At 71.1% G+C, this 16,604-nt stretch carries 15 protein-coding genes; 5 read left to right on the forward strand and 10 right to left on the reverse strand.

Translation table 11 applies throughout. From position 1 onward, the window contains the following. Positions 1-42: 42 nt before the first annotated feature. Both ABDJ40_RS20795 and ABDJ40_RS20800 read right to left on the reverse strand, forming a co-directional pair. On the reverse strand, positions 43-627 hold the full coding sequence (locus ABDJ40_RS20795; protein ID WP_347612523.1) for a tRNA-uridine aminocarboxypropyltransferase: 585 nt from the start codon (positions 625-627) through the stop codon (positions 43-45). Positions 628-634: 7 nt separating this feature from the next. After that, positions 635-1,093, reverse strand: a complete 459-nt coding sequence (locus tag ABDJ40_RS20800) for an Lrp/AsnC family transcriptional regulator (protein ID WP_269631127.1) — start codon at positions 1,091-1,093, stop codon at positions 635-637. Positions 1,094-1,244: 151 nt separating this feature from the next. Between ABDJ40_RS20800 and ABDJ40_RS20805 the strand changes: the two genes are divergently transcribed. Continuing rightward, positions 1,245-2,174, forward strand: coding sequence for a DMT family transporter (locus tag ABDJ40_RS20805; RefSeq protein WP_347612525.1), 930 nt, complete (start codon positions 1,245-1,247; stop codon positions 2,172-2,174). Positions 2,175-2,183: 9 nt separating this feature from the next. Here the strand turns inward: ABDJ40_RS20805 and ABDJ40_RS20810 are convergent, their stop codons facing one another. Then, positions 2,184-3,467, reverse strand: a complete 1,284-nt coding sequence (locus ABDJ40_RS20810) for a hypothetical protein (RefSeq protein ID WP_347612527.1) — start codon at positions 3,465-3,467, stop codon at positions 2,184-2,186. 69 nt (positions 3,468-3,536) lie between these two features. Between ABDJ40_RS20810 and ABDJ40_RS20815 the strand changes: the two genes are divergently transcribed. Further along, positions 3,537-5,894 carry a DEAD/DEAH box helicase gene (locus ABDJ40_RS20815; RefSeq protein ID WP_347612529.1) on the forward strand — a complete coding sequence of 786 codons (2,358 nt, stop codon included), beginning with the start codon at positions 3,537-3,539 and terminating at the stop codon, positions 5,892-5,894. Positions 5,895-6,015: 121 nt separating this feature from the next. Here the strand turns inward: ABDJ40_RS20815 and ABDJ40_RS20820 are convergent, their stop codons facing one another. Beyond that, complete coding sequence (locus ABDJ40_RS20820) at positions 6,016-6,177, reverse strand: hypothetical protein (protein ID WP_269631134.1); 162 nt, start codon at positions 6,175-6,177, stop codon at positions 6,016-6,018. 214 nt (positions 6,178-6,391) lie between these two features. Between ABDJ40_RS20820 and ABDJ40_RS20825 the strand changes: the two genes are divergently transcribed. Continuing rightward, entirely contained in the window at positions 6,392-6,757 is a 366-nt protein-coding gene (locus tag ABDJ40_RS20825; RefSeq protein ID WP_269631135.1) for a thioredoxin family protein, read from the forward strand. A 79-nt stretch (positions 6,758-6,836) separates the two neighbouring features. Next, on the forward strand, positions 6,837-8,213 hold the full coding sequence (locus tag ABDJ40_RS20830) for a leucyl aminopeptidase family protein (protein WP_269631136.1): 1,377 nt from the start codon (positions 6,837-6,839) through the stop codon (positions 8,211-8,213). Between the two features lie 60 nt (positions 8,214-8,273). On the opposite strand, the gene ABDJ40_RS20835 is transcribed toward ABDJ40_RS20830, so the two are convergent. Genes ABDJ40_RS20835 through ABDJ40_RS20855 form a run of 5 tightly spaced genes read right to left on the reverse strand, consistent with a single transcriptional unit; the run spans position 8,274 to position 13,319 of the window. After that, entirely contained in the window at positions 8,274-9,926 is a 1,653-nt protein-coding gene (locus ABDJ40_RS20835) for a GMC family oxidoreductase (RefSeq protein ID WP_347612532.1), read from the reverse strand. A 21-nt stretch (positions 9,927-9,947) separates the two neighbouring features. Beyond that, positions 9,948-10,982, reverse strand: coding sequence for an NAD(P)H-dependent flavin oxidoreductase (locus tag ABDJ40_RS20840; protein WP_347612534.1), 1,035 nt, complete (start codon positions 10,980-10,982; stop codon positions 9,948-9,950). An 11-nt stretch (positions 10,983-10,993) separates the two neighbouring features. Then, on the reverse strand, positions 10,994-11,635 hold the full coding sequence (locus ABDJ40_RS20845) for a MarC family protein (protein WP_347612536.1): 642 nt from the start codon (positions 11,633-11,635) through the stop codon (positions 10,994-10,996). Beyond that, positions 11,614-12,402 (reverse strand): helical backbone metal receptor, encoded by a 789-nt coding sequence (locus ABDJ40_RS20850; RefSeq protein ID WP_347612538.1) that lies wholly within the window; start codon positions 12,400-12,402, stop codon positions 11,614-11,616. The genes ABDJ40_RS20845 and ABDJ40_RS20850 overlap by 22 nt, the downstream gene beginning before the upstream one ends. Next, complete coding sequence (locus tag ABDJ40_RS20855; protein ID WP_347612540.1) at positions 12,399-13,319, reverse strand: hypothetical protein; 921 nt, start codon at positions 13,317-13,319, stop codon at positions 12,399-12,401. The genes ABDJ40_RS20850 and ABDJ40_RS20855 overlap by 4 nt, the downstream gene beginning before the upstream one ends. Positions 13,320-13,615: 296 nt before the next feature. On the opposite strand from ABDJ40_RS20855, the gene rbp reads away from it, so the two are divergent. Beyond that, positions 13,616-14,083: an RNA-binding regulator gene (gene rbp / locus ABDJ40_RS20860; protein ID WP_347612541.1), complete on the forward strand. Its 468-nt coding sequence runs from the start codon at positions 13,616-13,618 to the stop codon at positions 14,081-14,083. Between the two features lie 171 nt (positions 14,084-14,254). Here the strand turns inward: rbp and ABDJ40_RS20865 are convergent, their stop codons facing one another. Beyond that, the gene (locus ABDJ40_RS20865) at positions 14,255-16,576 is read right to left on the reverse strand and encodes a carbohydrate binding family 9 domain-containing protein (RefSeq protein ID WP_347612544.1); all 2,322 of its coding nucleotides are present in this window, start codon (positions 16,574-16,576) and stop codon (positions 14,255-14,257) included. Positions 16,577-16,604 lie beyond the last annotated feature (28 nt).

Raw genomic sequence — 16,604 nt, forward strand, 5'->3', positions numbered from 1 at the left:
TCTGCTCTGCGAAGAAATGCAAAGCAGGCCCCGGAGGCCCGGCTAGGTCGCGGGCGCCCGGGCCCGGCCCGCGGAGGCCAGGGACTGCTGCAGCGCCACGAAGGCGTCCATGGCGTCCCACAGGGCCTGCGTGTCCAGGCCTGGCTGCAGCTGGGCCAGGGCCAGGGCGGCGGCCTCCAGGCTGCTCAGCTGGTGGGCCGCATGGGCCTTGCGGATGGCATAGCGGCTGGCCGGCGTGGCCGTGAGCGCCAGGCGGGGCAGGGCCTGCAGCCAGGGCGAATGGCGCATCAGCTGGCGGCTCTGGCGCCAGGTGCCGTCCAGCAGGACCAGGCGGGGCGGGGGCCGCCCGGCCGCCCAGGGGTGCGATGGCGGCGGCGCGCCGGGGTCGGGCGGATAGAGCAGCAGCAGCGGATGGGCGTCCGCGAGCGGCGCGGGAAACTGCGCCCCGACCCGGCGCTCGCAATGCCGCAGGCACAGCTGGAGCAGCCGGGCTGTGCCCTTGGCCTGGCGGGCTTCCTCGGGGTGCTGCAGGATCAGCAGGGGCACGGCGTTGTCCAGCGGCCGGATGCAAGCGCACAGGCAGCCGGCCAGGGGGCGCTCGCAGCGCAGGCAGGTGGGGCGGCTCACCCGGGCCTCACAGCGCCTTCAGCGGCAGCGGCGCACCGCTCTTGACGCAGCGGATGGCGAAATTGCTGGTGATGTCCTGGACCATGGGCAGGGCCTGCAGGCGGCGCACGATCTGCTCGTAGTCCGGCAGGTCGCCGACGACCACTTCCAGCAGGTAGTCATGCGCCCCCGAGACCACATGGCAGGCCACCACCTCGCTCATGGCCTGCATGCCGGACTCGAACTCCCGCACCGCGTCTTCGCGGTGGTGCATCAGCTTGACGTTGACGAAGACGGTGGTCGCCAGCTGCAGGCGCTTGCGGTCCAGGATGGCACGGTAGCCGCTGATGTAGCCGGCCTCCTCCAGGCGGCGCAGGCGGCGGGCGCAGGGGCTTTGCGACAGGGCCACGCGGTCCGCCAGCTCGGCCACCGAGAGGCGGCCCTCGCGTTGCAGCAGCTCCAGCAATTGCAGGTCAATACGGTCCATGAACGGGCGTGAAGGGTGAAAAAACGCTTTGAGTGCCGATGAATTGGCGATAACAGGCTTCGCTAGGGCAATCCAGTGGCGAATGCGACCGATTATCGCGCGGCAATCACCAGAAAATCTGCGCCATTCAGTAGTAACCCGCAGTACTCCCGTGTCCAGCATCGCCCCCTCCTCGCTCCAGGCCGCCGGCCTGGCCCTGCCCGCCACCCCCGCCCGCAGCGCCACCCCCTGGGCCGGCTGGGCCGCCCTGGCCTTCACCCTGCTGATCTGGGCCAGCTTCTTCGTCTCGCTGCGTGCCGGCGCCCGTGCTGCCCTGGCCCCGGCCGAGCTGGCACTGGTGCGCTTCCTGCCGGCCGGCCTGGTCTTCCTGCCCGTGGTGATCCTGCGCTGGCGACGTTTCGCCAGCCTGCCGGTGCTGCAGTGGATGAGCATCGTGGCGGGCGCGGGCCTGCCCTATTTCCTGATTGCCGGCGCTGGCATGCGCCACGCCCCGGTGGCCGACGGCGCCACGCTGATCCCCGGCACCATCCCGCTCTTCGTGGCCCTGATCGCCGCCTTCAGCCAGGGCCGTGCCGCGCTGAGCCGCTGGCCGGCGCTGCTGACCGTGGTCAGCGGCGTGGCCACCCTGCTGGCCTTCCACCATGGAGAGGGTCAGCTGGCCCAGGGCTACGGGCTCTTCCTGCTGGGCAGCCTCATGTGGGCCAACTACACCCTGGCCCTGCGCCACTCGGGCCTGAGCCCCATCGAGGCCGCGGCGCTGATCTCGGTCGTGTCCCTGGCCCTGCTGCTGCCTTGGCTGATGATGCATCCGCCCCTGGGCCTGATGGCCCTGCCGGCGCGGGCCTGGGCCCTGCACGGCAGCATTCAGGGCCTGGGCGTGGGCCTGCTGTCCACGCTCAGCTACGCCTTCGCCATCCAGCGCCTCGGTGCGCAGCGCGCGGCCACCGTGGGGGCGCTGACCCCCGTGCTGGCCAGCTGCCTGGCCTGGCCCATGTTCGGCGAGGTGCCGGATGGCGCGACGCTGGCGGGCATGGGACTGATCCTGGCCGGCGTGCTGTGGAGCCAGCGGCCGCAGCGCTGATCACGCGCTTCAGCGGTACAGGGGCAGGGCGTCCACGCGCTGCCGGATCAAGGCCATCATGCGCCGGTAGCCCTCGCCCTGCAGCCCGCCGTACTGCTGCTGCAGGGTCTCGGCACTGAGGAACTCAGGCAGGTCCTCGGTGCGGGGCATGAAATCCCGCTCCGGCGGGTGGGCCGCCAGGCGCCGCTGCAGGCCGACCGGGTCGCGCTCCGAGTACAGGCCCAGGTGGGCGCCGGCCTGGTCCGCGGCCAGGTCATTGAAGCTGAAGCCGCTGCCGCCGCGCGAATCCGCCACCTCCTTGTAGATGCCAATGGCATCGGCCAGCGGACCGCCGCCCTCGATGGCCAGCACCACCGAGACCAGCAGATGCTGGGAGAAGTCGTCCCGCCCATTGGCGGTGAGGATCATGGGCCGCGCCCGGGGCCAGCTGCTGGCGGCGGGCAGCAGGCGGCTGGTGTGCTCGCCCGCGGCCTGCAAGGCCAGGATGAGGAAGGCGGCGCGGTTCTCCAGCCGCGGGTCCTCGCCGGCCTGGCTGCGGCGCAGGGCCTCGGCGAAGAAGGGCGGCATGACGTCCGCCACCGAGACCGGCGTGCCCGACAGATGCGGCTCGCAGAGCTTCACCAGCAGTGCGTTGTAGTGCTGCAGCCGGGCCTGCTCCGCAGCGGGCCAGCGGGCGTTGAGGGCTTTCTTGAGGGAGTCCGGCTTCCACTCGTAGCTCATTTCCAGCTGCCCGGGGGCGAAGCCGATGTGCTGGATCAGTTCGCCCGCCACGCGCAGCTCGGCCTGCGCGGCCAGGCGCTCGGTGAGCCAGCGCACCAGCCAGTCCGAGGCCCAGGTGGGCAGGGGCAGGTGGCCGATGCGCAGCTGGCGCAGGCGCGGCAGATTGCCCGTTTCCTGCAGCCGGGCGTGGATGTTGAGCCAGGGGCCGGCGCCCTGCTCGCGCAGCGGGATGCTGGCCTCCACCAGGGCCTCGTGCTGGGCCAGCTGGGCGGTGGCGCGGGCCTCACGGTAGCGGTTGACCAGGCGCCCCAGCAGCAGCTGCAGCTGCGCCTCGCTGAGGCGGACCACGCGCAGGCCCCCGGGCGGCAGCTGGCGCGGGTCGTTCTGGCGCAGGACCTCGCTGGCCTGCTGCAGCTGAGCGCCTTCGAGCGCCGGCGGAGGCGAAACGCTGGGCTGCGCCTGCAGGGCGAGCATTGCCAGCAGCAGGGGCAGCCCCAGGCCCAGGAACAGCATCAGCCAGAGGGTGCGGCGCAGCAGGCGGCCGAGCTGGGAACGTCGGGGGAGGGCGGTCATGGGCGCCAGTCTGCCACCTCGCCGGCAGGCACCCGAAAGCCAGCCTCGGCGCTGGCGACAATGCCGCCCATGCCCGCCTTCGTCCCGCCTCCCGTGCCCCTGCTGCGTCCGCTGCTGCGCCTGCAGACCCTGGACCGCGGCGATGGCCTGCTGGGCCTGCGGCCGCACGGACGCCTGGGGCCGCGCGGCGCGCCGCTGAGCCTGATGCAGCTCTTCCTGGCGGACGCGGCCGGGGGGCCGCCCTGGCCCTGCCCGCCCGAAGGCCAGGCCGGACCGCATGGGCCCTGGATCCAGCAGCTCCTGGCCCTGGGCGCCCAGCCCCTGCGTGCCGATCACCTGCAATGGCGTCAGCCGCCCGCCGCCGCGCCCGGCCGGGCCTGGACGCTGCTGCTGGAGGAGGACTTCGGCGATTTCGTCACCGATGTCCTCCCCCGCCTGGCCGCCGAAGGCTGGGTGGTGGAGCGCCTGCCCGGCTTCGCCCATGAGCCCCAGCCGGTCAGCGCCTGGCATCTGGGGCTCAGCGCCGAAGGGGCCGGGGTCTCCGAGGCCGTGCCGCGCCTCGGCGCGCCCCGCCAGCGTGGCTCCTGGCTGCTGAGCCTGGGCCTGGAGGTGCAGGGCGAGCGTCTGGACCTGGCACCGCTCATGGCCAATCTGCTGCGCCGTGACAAGCGCTGGCTGGACGCCGTGGCGCTGGAGGCCATCGAGGACGACGACGTCATCTTCCTGCGCGCCCCCGGCGGGCGGCGCTTCCACACCCCGGCGGCGCCGCTGAAGCAGCTGATGCGCCACCTGCTGAGCCTGGTCACGCCGCGCCAGCTGGATGGCAAGGGGCCGCTGCGCCTGTCCGAGTGGCAGGCGCAGCAGCTGGCCCTGTTCGACGAGGACCGGGGCCGCTGGCAGTTCCATGGCCAGCAGGCGCTGGAAGGGCTGGTGGCGCGGCTGCGCGAGGCGGGCCGGCCGGCGCCGGTGCTGCATCCCGAAGGGCTGGGCCTGCGCCTGCGCGACTACCAGCTGCAGGGCCTGGCCTGGCTGCAGTACCTCGGTCAGCACGGCCTGGGCGGCATCCTGGCTGACGACATGGGCCTGGGCAAGACCGCCCAGACCCTGGCGCATCTGTGGCTGGAGAAGCAGTCCGGGCGCCTGGCGCAGGGCGCGCTGCTGGTCCTGCCCACCAGCCTGCTGTTCAACTGGGCGCAGGAGGCGGCCCGCGTCTGCCCCGGGCTGCGCGTGGCCACCTGGCACGGCGCGCCGCGCGGGCAGGCCCTGCCCGATTGCGACCTGCTGCTGTGCAGCTACGGCCTGGTCTGGCGGGACCTGCGGGTGCTGTCCGGCCGGGACTGGGACTGGCTGGTGCTGGACGAGGGCCAGGCGGTCAAGAACCCCGCCTCGCGCACCGCCCGGGCTCTGCGCCGCCTGCCTTCGCGCCAGCGCCTGGTGCTCAGCGGCACGCCGCTGGAAAACCATCTGGGCGAGCTGTGGGCGCATTTCGACTTCCTGCTGCCCGGTTTCCTGGGCGATGCCCGGGGTTTCTCCCGCCACTGGCGCAAGCCTATCGAGGAGGGCGGGGACGGCCGCCGGGCGCGCTGGCTGGCCGCCCGGGTCCGGCCCTTCATGCTGCGCCGCCTCAAGGAAGAGGTGGCGCCAGAGCTGCCCCCGCTGACCGAGCTGCGCACCCTGTTGACGCTGCCCCTGCCCCAGCGCCAGCTCTACGAGGGCGTGCGGGTCGCGGCCGACCACATGGTGCGGCGCATCCTGGCCCGCCAGGGGCTGGAGGGGGGGCTGATCTCGGTGCTGGACGCCATGCTGCGCCTGCGCCAGCTGTGCTGCGATCCCCGCCTGATCGAGGAGGTGCCGGCCCGGCTGGGCGAGGGTGTGAAGCTGGCCTGGTTGCGCGAGCACCTGCCCGACCTGCTGCGGCAGGGACGCCGGGTGCTGGTGTTCTCGCAGTTCGCCCGCATGCTGGACCTGGTGGAGGCCCTGCTGACGGAGCTGAAGCTTCCGGCCCTGCGCCTCAGCGGCGAGACACCCGAACGCCAGCGCGGCGAGCGCGTGGCCCGTTTCCAGGCTTGTGAGTGCCCACTCATGCTCTTGAGCCTGAAGGCCGGAGGTGTAGGACTGAACCTGACGGCCGCGGACACCGTCATCCACCTGGATCCCTGGTGGAACCCGGCCGTGCAGGCGCAGGCCAGCGCGCGGGCCCATCGCATCGGGCAGGACAAGCCGGTCTTCGTGCACCAGCTGCTGGTGCAGGGCAGCATCGAGGAGCGCATCCTGGCCCTGCAGGTGCGCAAGAAGGCGCTGGCGGACGGGGTGATGGGGGTGGACGGGGCCGCCGAGCTGCTGAAGTTCAGCGCGGCCGACCTGGAGGGCTTGCTGGCGCCGCTGCCGGCCCTCGAGGAGGGGGAGGACGAGCCGGAAGGGGCCTAGCGGACCCCGCGCCTGAAGCACCCGCCGCCAGGACGGGCAGCGTCCCGGGTGTCACCCAGAAATGCAAAGAGCGCCTCGTGGGCGCTCCGTGGTGGATGGGGCCGGCTGGGTCCCGGTGAGATCAGCGCTTGCGGTCGAAGCGCATCGCGCGGGCCAGGCTGCGGCGGTCGGTGCCCAGGCTGGCGGTCTCGAAGGCTTCGTGCTTGCGGCCCTTGTCGGTGTTCCATTCGGTCATGGGCACGCGGCGGTTCTGGGCTTCGGTACGGTGTTGCGACTTCATCATGGCGACTGGCCTTTCCTCTTGCTGGACCCCATCAAGCGGGTCTTGTGGGGCACAACGGGGTGGGCAGACAGGCGGTTGACAGCGCCGGCAAACTTTTTTCACGTTCCAGCCTGCCGCCCGGGTTCGCCCCGGGATCCGCCGGCCCGTCGTGCGACTACAACGTGAGGGCTGTCCCTTCCGGCTGTCCCCTGCTTTGTCGCTAAGCTTGCCCGCCATGTCCTCCTCGCTCGCCCAACGCCAACCGCCGCCCACCCTGGTCGCCTGCCTGTGTGCGGCCTGGTGTCGCCTCTGCGACAGCTACCGCGAGACCTTTGCCCAGCTGCGCGAGCAGCACCCTGGCGCCCGTTTCATCTGGGTGGACATCGAGGACGATGCCGAACTGGTGGGCGAGCTGGACGTCGAGACCTTCCCGACCCTGGTCGTGGGCGTGGGCGAGCAGCTGCGCTTCTGCGGCCCCGTGACGCCCCAGCTGAGCACCGCCCAGCGCCTGCTGGAGACCGTGCTCGCCCCCGATGCCGCCGCCGCCGCCGCCGGGCCGGACGCCCAGGCCCTGCTGTCCCGCCTGCAGCACAGCTGCTGACGCTGCCCACCCCTGACCCCCGGCAGGGGCGGCCCCGCGCGGTGACAATCGCGCCACCCACACCAAAGAATTCACAGCCATGACCGTTCAACTCAAGAGCGCCGCGTCGCGCGCCACGCCCATCGTCGTGCTCGATGCGGCGAGCTTCCAGGCCCTGAAGTCCAAGCTGCCCAAGCCCACGCAGAACTGGCTGGCCGCCATCGGATTCACGGCGCGCCCGGACAGCCACGCGCTCGTGCCCGGCGCCGACGGCAAGATCGAGAAGGTGCTGGCCGGCGTGGCCAGCGTGGCCTCGCCCTACGTGCTGTCGGCCCTGCCCATGGCGCTGCCCGAGGGCTCCTATGTGCTGTCGGACGAAGGCCTGGCCGTCGCGCCGGAGCAGGCCGCGCTCTCCTGGGAGCTGGGCAGCTACCACTTCGACGTCTACAAGGCCCGCCCCCGTGCTAGCGCCACCCTGCTGCTGAAGCCGGGCATCGAGGCCGAGCGCGGCCTGGCCACCGCCACCGCCATCTGCGCGGCCCGCGACCTGATCAACACGCCCGCCGAGCACATGGGCCCGGCCGAGCTGGCCGCCGCTGCCCAGGTGCTGGCCAAGCAGCACGGCGCCAAGTTCAAGCAGATCGTCGGTGAGGACCTGCTGAAGAAAGGCTTCCCGGCCGTGCATGCCGTGGGCCGCGCCAGCGTGCGCGCGCCGCGCCTGATCGAGCTGAACTGGGGCAAGGCCAAGGATCCGCTGGTCAGCCTGGTGGGCAAGGGCGTCTGCTTCGACACCGGCGGCCTGGACCTCAAGACCCCCGAGGGCATGCGCCAGATGAAAAAGGACATGGGCGGCGCCGCCAACGCCATCGCCCTGGCCGGCCTGATCATGACCCTGAAGCTGCCGGTGCGCCTGCAGCTGCTGATCCCTGCGGTGGAGAACGCCGTGGCCGGCAACGCCTACCGTCCGGGCGACATCATCAAGACCCGCAAGGGCATCCAGATCGAGATCGGCAACACCGACGCTGAAGGCCGCGTGATCCTCTCCGACGCCCTGGCCTACGCCAGCGAAGGCAAGCCCGAGCTGATCATCGACCTGGCCACGCTCACCGGCGCGGCCCGTGTGGCCCTGGGTCCGCAGCTGCCGGCCCTGTTCGCCAAGCACATGGACACCGCCCGCGAGCTGGTGGACCTGGGCCTGAAGATCGACGATCCCGTCTGGCACATGCCTCTGTGGGCACCCTACCAGCAGGGCATCCAGTCCAGCCTGGGCGACATCGTCAACACCGGCCCCAATCCCATGGCCGGCGCCATCAACGCGGCCCTGTTCCTGGAGTACTTCATCGAGCCGCTGCAGGACTGGCTGCACCTGGACATCTACGGCTCCAATGCCAAGTCCCTGCCCGGCCGGCCCGAGGGCGGCGAGGCCCAGGGTATCCGCACCCTGCTGGCCTACCTGGAAGAGCGCTTCGGCGGCTGAGCGCGGCCGAGCGCCACCTGCACGAGGGCCCGCTTTGGCGGGCCTTCGTTCACCCTTGGCTCATGCGCGCTGCTGCAGCATCCAGCTGGCGATGCGCTCCGCGATCATCAGCGTCGGCGCATTGGTGTTGCCGCTGGTGATGGTGGGCATGAGGCTGGCGTCGGCCACGCGCAGGCCCGCCACGCCGCGCACGCGGCCTTGCGGGTCGGTCACGGCCAGCGGGTCCTCGGCGCGGCCCATCTTGCAGGTGCCCACGGGGTGGAAGATGGTGGTGGCGATCTCGCCGGCCAGGCGGGTGAGCTCCTCGTCGCTCTCGTAGGCCGGGCCGGGCTTTACCTCGCGCGGCTGGAAGGGGGCGAGCGCGGGCTGGGCCACGATGCGCCGCGTCAGGCGCAGGCTCTTCGCGGCGATGCGGCGGTCCCCTTCGGTGCTGAAGTAATTGGGCGCGATGGCGGGCGGCTGGTCCGGATCGCCGCTGCGGATGTTGACGCTGCCGCGGCTGCCGGGATTCAGGTTGCACACGCTGGCCGTGAAGGCGTTGAAGCGGTGCAGGGGCTCGCCGAAGGCATCCAGGGACAGCGGCTGCACGTGGTACTCCAGGTCCGGCCAGCGCAGCTGCGGCGAGGAGCGGGTGAAGGCGCCCAGCTGCGAGGGCGCCATGCTCATGGGGCCGCTGCGCGACCACAGGTACTGCAGGCCGATGCCCAGCTTGCCCCACCAGTGCGCCGCCTGCGTGTTGAGCGTGCGCGTGCCTTCCACGGCATAGACGGCCCGGATCTGCAGGTGGTCCTGCAGATTCTGGCCGACGCCGGGCAGGTCCTGCTGCACCGCAATGCCCAGGGACTGCAGCAGCGCAGCCGGCCCCAGGCCCGAGCACTGCAGGATCTGCGGCGAGCCGATGGCGCCCGCTGCCAGCACCAGCTCTCCGCCCGGTGCCAGGCGCACCTGCTCCATGCCGTGGGACGTGCGCACCTCGGCGCCTTCGCAGCGCAGGGCGCCTGACTCGTCGCGGCGCAGCTTCAGCCGGTGCACCGTGGCGCCGGTCCAGAGCTCGAAATTGGGGCGGCCCAGGCAGGTCGGGCGCAGAAAGGCCTTGGCGGCGTTCCAGCGCAGGCCACCGCGCTGGCTGACCTCGAAATAGCCCACGCCTTCGTTGTTGCCGCCGTTGAAATCCTCGGTGCGCGCAATGCCGGCCTGCTCGGCCGCGGCGGCGAAGGCGTCCAGGATGTCCCAGCGCAGGCGCTGCTTCTCCACCCGCCATTCGCCGCGGTGGCCATGCAGGGCGCGGAAGGCCTCGTCAGCGCTTCCCTTCGCGTCGAGTCGCCAGTGGTCCTCGTGCTGCTTGAAGAGAGGCAAGACCTGACCCCAGGACCAGGCGTCCTCGCCGGTGAGCGCCGCCCAGTGCTCGTAGTCGCGGGACTGGCCGCGCATGTAGATCATGCCGTTGATGCTGGAGCTGCCCCCCAGCACCTTGCCGCGGGGGTAGCGCAGCTGCCGGCCGTTGAGCCCGGGCTCGGCCTCGGTGTTGTAGAGCCAGTCGGTGCGCGGGTTGCCGATGCAGTGCAGATAGCCGACGGGGATGTGGATCCAGTGGTAGTCGTCCTTGCCGCCCGCCTCGAGCAGCAGCACGCGCTTGCTCGGGTCGGCGCTCAGGCGGTTGGCCAGCAGGCAGCCGGCGGTGCCGGCACCGACGACGATGGTGTCAAAGTCCATGGGCTTGATTTCTCCAGGGGGTCAAGCCCAGCCAGCGGCCAGCTCACGGACCAGTTGGGCCGCGGGCTTGGTGCGGGCCAGTGGGAGGGCCTGACCGGCCCAGAGACTCATGTAATCGGCCCGGCCCTGGGCGGCGCCGGCCTGGCGCAGCGGGCGGCTCAGTGCATTCGGGATGGGGAAGTCCGGCAGCGGCGCGTCGGCCATCTCGCGGGTGAATGCGTTGGCCAGGCCGCGGGCCTCGCGGCCCGAGAAGGCGCGGGTGAGCGTGGAGTCGGCATCGCGCGCCTGCAGCAGGGCCTCGCGGTAGGCGGGCGACAGCGGGCATTCCTCGGCCAGCAGGAAGGCCGTGCCCACCGCGGCAGCCGTGGCGCCGAGCGCGCGGGCGGCGGCCATGCCGCGGGCATCGGCAATGCCGCCGGCGGCGATCACCGGCACGTAGAGCGCATCCACCAGCTGAGGCACCAGGGCTATCGTGCCGATCAACGCGCCTTCGGGGCGGCCCAGAAAGCCTCCGCGATGGCCGCCAGCCTCGCAGCCCTGTGCCACGACGGCATGCACGCCGCTGTCTTGCAACTGCAGGGCCTCGCTGACCTGGGTGGCCGTGCCGAGCACGACCCGGCCCTCGTCGCGCAGGGCCTGGACCAGCGCCGGCCCCGGATCACCGAAGGCAAAGCTCACCACGGCCGGCTGCAGCTCGCGCACCACGGCCAGCTGGGCTTCGAAGTCCTCCTCGCAGGCAGCGGGCAGCTCGGGCACGGGCAGGCCCAGGGCCTGGGCATGCGGCGCGAGGCGCTGGCGGTAGGCCTCGACCTGCGCGCTGTCGACGCTCCAGGGCTGCGGGCAGAAGAGGTTGATGCCGAAGGGCTTGTCGCTGCGGGCGCGGATGTCGGCCACCACGGTGCGGATGCGCGCCGGGCTCAGGTAGGCCGCGCCCAGCTGACCCAGGCCGCCGGCCTCGCTGACGGCCGCCACCAGGGCCGCGCTGGCGGCCTCGCCGGCCATGGGCGCCATCAGCACGGGCGTGGGGATGCCCAATTTCTGCAGAAAGCTCTTCATGGCCGGTCCTTTCAGTTGGACAGGTGTGATGCCAGTACCGGGAAGAGCTTGATCAGGCCGTCCTGGAGCAGCTCCACGGCCAGTGCGGCCAGGATCAGGCCCATCAGCCGGGTCATGATGTTGATGCCGGTCTGGCCCAGCACGCGGGCGATGCGGCCGGACGCGGAGAAGACGAGGTAGGTCACCAGCCCCACCACCACGCCATAGCCCACCAGCACGCCCAGCTCCCACCAGTGCCGGGTCTTGTCCGCGTAGATCACCATGGTGGAGATGGTGGCCGGGCCGGTCAGCAGCGGAATGGTCAGCGGCACGACGGCGATGCTGGCGCCGCTGCTGAGCTTGGCCTCGCCTTCGCTGAGGTCCTCGGGCCGGCTTTCGGCGGGGCGGGCATTGAGCATCTGCAGCGCGCTGATCAGCAGCAGCACGCCGCCGCCCACCTGGAAGCTGGCCAGCGAGATGTTGAAGAAGTCCAGCACCTTGAGCCCGGCCAGCGCGCTGATGGAGATCACCAGGAAGGCTGTGAGCGAGCTGACGCGCACCGTGTGCCGGCGCTGCTCGGCGCCCTGGTCCTGGGTGAAGTGGATGAAGAAGGGCACCACGCCGATCGGGTTGACGATGGCCAGCAGGGCGATCAGGGGCTTGACGATGTCCATCCACGCGTCTCCATCAGGTAGTGAAGGCCGGCCGCGGCGCGCGGGCCGTACCAGCTGAGCAGCTCGCCGTCGACCAGGCGCACGCGCGCCTGCGGGCACAGGGCCTGGGCGGCGTCGAGGTGGCTGGCATTGAAACTGTAGGGTTCCGAGCTGAGCAGCACCTCGTCGATCTCGTGCAGCCAGGCTTCGTCGCCCTGGATCACCGGATAGCGTGCGGCGCCGGTCTCGCCGCCGTCCATGTCCGGCCAGCTCAGCCAGCCGACCTCGGCCAGCATGCGGGCGATGTAGGTGTTGCGCGCCACGCCCATCCAGGGATCCTTCCAGATCAGGTAGAGCACGCGCCGCGGGGGCCAGGTCTTGCCTCGCGCGGCCAGCAGCGCTTGTGCCAGGGCTTGCTGCAGCGCCGCGGCGCGCGCCGCCACGCCGGGCAGGTGGCCGAAATGCGTCTGCAGCTGGGCGATCAGGGCTGCGTTGTCCTGCGGCCCCTGGGGGTGGGTGACGATGATCTCGGGCACGAACTCGCGCAGGGCCTCGGCGGTCTCGGCGCGGTTCTCGTCCATGTTCACGATGACGTGGCTGGGCGCGAGGCGGCGCAGCTTGTCGAGGTTGACGTCCTTGGTGCCGCCGACCTTGGGAACCTCGGCCACCTCATGGGCCGGGTGGATGCAGAAGCCGGTGCGAGCGACCAGCCAGGGACGCAGGCCCAGCGCGATCAGCAGCTCGGTGATGGAAGGCACCAGGGAGGCGATGCGGGGCGCTGCGCTCACAGCTGGGCTTCCTCGGCCGGCGGCTCGGTCAGCGCCAGCCACACGGCGCAGCAGCCGCGCAGATAGAACAGGGCCGGCAGCACCAGGGCCAGGGCGAAGACCACGCCGCCGCCCGTCTGCACGGCCAGGCCGGCGGCGCTGGTGTTGATGGGCGTGCCGGCCGCGCCCAGGCTGCGCAGCCCGCGCCCGAACAGTCCGGCCATCAGCTGCTGCGGCGGAAGCTCGATGCCGGCCGCCCAGGGCACCAGCAGGGCCATGGCCTGGCCGCCGCCGACGACGACCACGCTGACGCAGGCGCTCACCAGGGCCGAAATGCCCAGCACGCCCACCATCAGCACCGCGGTGTCCAGCAGGCGCCAGCGCAGCAGCCCGGCCAGCTTGCGCAGGGCCCGGGCGGGGGGCAGTCCGGACCAGATCGAGGGCCCGGTGAGCGGCCCCACCATCACCATCAGCGTCAGGAGCATGCCGCCGAACAATCCCACACCCAAGGGCACCAGGGCACTCAGCAGCGGCGGACCCACATGGGGCAGGCGGGACAGGCTCAGCAGCCCCAGCATCAGGGCCGTCAGCAAGCCGGCCGTGGACAGCATGGCAACCAAGCACAAGAGCACGCGAGGAGCAATACGAAGACTGTCATAGGCAGCATCGCGCAGGTCCCGGATGGGGTGCCCGCGGGCCTGGTCCATCAGCAGCAGGCCGGTGCTGTTGACACCCAGGAACACGATGCACAGGGCGGCGCAGCCCCACAGGGCGCCGCGCCAGGTCAGTTCACGCGCCAGATCGGCCTCGGCGGCACCCAGCATCAGGCCGGCCAGACAGAAGGAGGCCAGCAGGGCGCGGAATGCGGCGCCATTGCGGGCGGCATCCAGGCTGGACAGGAGGCGCGTGAGGGTGTGGGGGTTGAGACTGGAGTTCACGGGGGCGCGGGCTTTCGCTGCATCTTAGCGAGGCCGGGTCGCCCCTCAGGACTGCCACGGGAATTGCTCGCTAACCCTAGTCGCAGCCGCCGATTTGTGCTGGAATGCGCCCAACCAAGGGTTTGTACTGGTTTCCAGACGGCGTCTAAAAACAACAGTCCGCAGAGGGCGCTTTGCGCCGTCAGAAAGGCTCCGCCCATAATCGGCAACCTGTGTCTGGATGCAGCGCCTTCGGTTGAATGGTTCACGATGGGTTGAAGCTCCACATGGTTATTTGGTATTGAAAGGGCTTCCCCATGGGAAACAAGCTTTACGTAGGCAATCTGGCCTATAGCGTCCGCGACGAATCGCTCCACGAAGCGTTCTCGCAATTTGGTACGGTGACCTCCGCCAAGGTCATGATGGACCGTGAAACCGGTCGCTCCAAGGGCTTCGGCTTTGTGGAGATGGGTTCGGACGCCGAAGCGCAAGCCGCCATCAATGGCATGAACGGTGCGGCGCTGGAAGGCCGTGCCATCGTCGTGAACGAAGCCCGTCCCCGTGAAGAGCGTCCGGGCGGCTTCGGCGGCGGCGGCGGTGGCCGTGGTGGCTTCGGCGGCGGTCGCTCCGGCGGCGGCGGCTTCGGCGGCGGCGGCGGCGGTTACGGCGGTGGCCGTTCCGGCGGCGGCGGCGGTGGCGGCTACGGTGGTGGCGGCGGCGGCGGTTACGGCGGTGGCCGTTCCGGCGGCGGCGGCTACGGCGGTGGCCGTTCGGGCGGCTACTGATCGCCTGGGCAGGGCTGAACCCCGTTCAGCCCCTGCAAAGAGAAGCACCCTCGACGAGGGTGCTTTTTTTATGCCTGTCCTGAGGTCTGCCGCCCGGGCCTCGGCCCGGGGTAGGGCATCGCAGGCACCCCTGGGGGGCACTGCGGGCGCCGGCGGCCCGTGGTGGAGCGATCAGCGGCCGAACACGGTGCTGTACTTGGCGAACCACTCCTTCTGCGTCGCCTCGCCGGGTTGGCGGCGGGTGTGGGTGTAGCCCACGCTGAAGGCGCTGCTGAGGCCCTGGCGGCGCTGGTAGACCAGGGATTGCGTGAAGGCATGGCGGCGGTCCTCTTCCAGGGCGCCGTCCGGCATGCGGCTCAGGCCGCGCTGCTGCAGGATCAGGCGCAGGGAGTCCTGCGCGCTGAAATGCAGCACCGCCAGGGACTGCCCCAGCCACTCCTGCAGCGAACGCTGGCGCTGCGGGCCGCGCACGTCGGACCAGCCCAGGTGCTGGTTCCACTCCAGGGCCATCTGGGCCGGCAGGTTGAAGCGGAAGTTGGCGTCGATGGCCAGCGTCTGGCCACGACCCAGGCGGTCCGCCTCGACGTCCAGCCGGCGGCCGAATTCGTAGTCGATGCTGAACAGGCTGAACCAGGGCGAGGGGTTGAGGATGAAGCCCAGGTTGACCGTGCGGGGCTGGTGCAGGACGCCCGTGGGCGAGGCCCGTTGCGCATCCAGCCCCAGATGGGCCCAGAACTCGAACTTACGCGCCGAGGTGAACCAGACACCCGGCTGCACCAGACGCTCGATCACCTGGCCGGACGGGATGCCGAACTCGGCGTCGGCCAGGGTACTGGCCTGGGCCAGCTTGAGCTGCCATTCGAACTCGTAAGCCGGCCAGGTGATGCCCGTGCCGGGCAGGCCCAGGGTCTGGCTGCCCATGCGGCGGTTGATCTGGGCGGTGAGGCGTTGCACGCCGGTCTGGTTGACGAAGCCGTTGTCATTGGCGAAGCGGGGGCTCAGCCGTTCCAGGTGGACGGAATTGGCCCAGTCCTCGCTGCGATGCCGGCCCTCGACCCAGACATAGCTGCCGCTCTGTGCCGACTGGCGCAGGGGCTGGTCGTCGGCGTCAAAGCCCAGGGTGGTGCTGGACAGCAGCACATGGCCCCGCACGCTGGCCTGCTCGCTGAGGTTGCCGTGGAAATCGCTGCCCAGCACCCAGTTGTGCCGGCCCAGGCCATAGTCGCGGATGGAGACCAGGCCCGCCGCGCCCCATTGGTCGAATTGCTGATGCAGGCGGGCGAAGCTGGCCTGCGAACTCAGGTGCTGGGGCAGACGCTCCAGGGTCTCGTAGGCATTGGAGCGGAAGATCTTGCCGCCGCCCTTGTCGCGCAGGCTGAGGAAGGTGCCCTCGGCCTCGGCGCCCCGCCAGGTGGCGCGCAGGCCCCAGTTCGGATCGGTGATGGCGCGGGAGTAGAAGGCAGCCAGGCCACGCGCCTGCCCGCTGTCGTCCGGCTGGCCCTTGCCCGTCACGTCCTGGCTCTCCAGGAAGAAGGGGCGCTTCTCGGTGAGCTGCAGGGCGAAGCGGGTGTTGCCTGTGAGCTGGGGCACGTCCAGCTCCACCTGGGAGAAGTCGGGGTTCAGGGTGGCGTCCACCACCCAGTCGGCGCGCGGGCGCCATTTGAGCTCCAGGCCCAGGCTGGCGTCGTTCTGGCGGCTGAAGGGCGCACCGGCGCTGCGCTCCTCGTGGCGGCGCAGGGTCAGCTCGGGCCGCAACTCGACGAAGCTGCGCTCGCGCACGGTCTGCACCAGGTCTCCCAGGCCCTCGATGGGCTGCAGCTCGGCGATGTTGTGCAGGGAGTCCTGGGTCAGCGGGGCTGACACCAGGAAGACGTTCTCATCGCGCGGGACGCTGCGTCCCACCATCATCCGCCAGTCCGCACCGCCCTGGTAGGGGTAGCGCAGGGTCGACAGCGGCCAGCGCAGCTCGATGCTGTAGCCGTCAGGCAGCCGCTGGGCTGCGGCCTGCACGTCGAAGTCGGGGGCGAAGTCCTCCACGTCGTCCACCGCGGCGATGCTGCCGTCGGCCACCACGCCATTGGCGCCCACGCGCACGAACTGCGCGGTGCGGCGCTGGCCCATGGGATCGAGGAAGACGACGACATAGTCCTGGTCCCGCTTGACCTGGTCCCGGCGCACCAGCGGCGCACGGATCTGCTCGGGGTGCTCGTCGTAGCAGCGGATGCCGATCACGAGCGCGTCCTTGTCGGCGACGACCTGCACCGTGGTGCGCCAGCGTGCGGGCTTCTTGTCCTGCGGCTGCAGCTGAATGAAGCTGTCGTGGATGGGCGCCTGCGCCCAGATGGCTTCGTCGAGACGGCCATCGATCCGTGCATTCGCATGGTCCACGCGCAAGGCCTTGGGCCAGGGCATGTCGGGAAGGTCTGCGTGGGCCTGCGGCAAGCCCAGCAGGGCAAGGCAGGCCATCGCGACCGCGTGGCGAGTTCTGTTCATGGCTCCTCCTTCTCGCGCGCTTTGTTTT

Origin of the sequence: Roseateles flavus (assembly GCF_039872765.1) — a bacterium.
Taxonomy (GTDB): Bacteria; Pseudomonadota; Gammaproteobacteria; order Burkholderiales; family Burkholderiaceae_C; genus Roseateles_B; species Roseateles_B flavus.

Excerpts from the sequence above, each read along its gene's own strand:
- ABDJ40_RS20800 (WP_269631127.1), bottom strand. The coding sequence starts at position 1,093 with ATGGACCGTATTGACCTGCAATTGCTGGAGCTGCTGCAACGCGAGGGC.
- ABDJ40_RS20810 (WP_347612527.1), bottom strand. The coding sequence starts at position 3,467 with ATGACCGCCCTCCCCCGACGTTCCCAGCTCGGCCGCCTGCTGCGCCGC.
- ABDJ40_RS20815 (WP_347612529.1), top strand. The coding sequence starts at position 3,537 with ATGCCCGCCTTCGTCCCGCCTCCCGTGCCCCTGCTGCGTCCGCTGCTG.
- ABDJ40_RS20820 (WP_269631134.1), bottom strand. The coding sequence starts at position 6,177 with ATGATGAAGTCGCAACACCGTACCGAAGCCCAGAACCGCCGCGTGCCC.
- ABDJ40_RS20825 (WP_269631135.1), top strand. The coding sequence starts at position 6,392 with ATGTCCTCCTCGCTCGCCCAACGCCAACCGCCGCCCACCCTGGTCGCC.
- ABDJ40_RS20830 (WP_269631136.1), top strand. The coding sequence starts at position 6,837 with ATGACCGTTCAACTCAAGAGCGCCGCGTCGCGCGCCACGCCCATCGTC.
- ABDJ40_RS20835 (WP_347612532.1), bottom strand. The coding sequence starts at position 9,926 with ATGGACTTTGACACCATCGTCGTCGGTGCCGGCACCGCCGGCTGCCTG.
- ABDJ40_RS20840 (WP_347612534.1), bottom strand. The coding sequence starts at position 10,982 with ATGAAGAGCTTTCTGCAGAAATTGGGCATCCCCACGCCCGTGCTGATG.
- ABDJ40_RS20845 (WP_347612536.1), bottom strand. The coding sequence starts at position 11,635 with ATGGACATCGTCAAGCCCCTGATCGCCCTGCTGGCCATCGTCAACCCG.
- rbp (WP_347612541.1), top strand. The coding sequence starts at position 13,616 with ATGGGAAACAAGCTTTACGTAGGCAATCTGGCCTATAGCGTCCGCGAC.
- ABDJ40_RS20865 (WP_347612544.1), bottom strand. The coding sequence starts at position 16,576 with ATGAACAGAACTCGCCACGCGGTCGCGATGGCCTGCCTTGCCCTGCTG.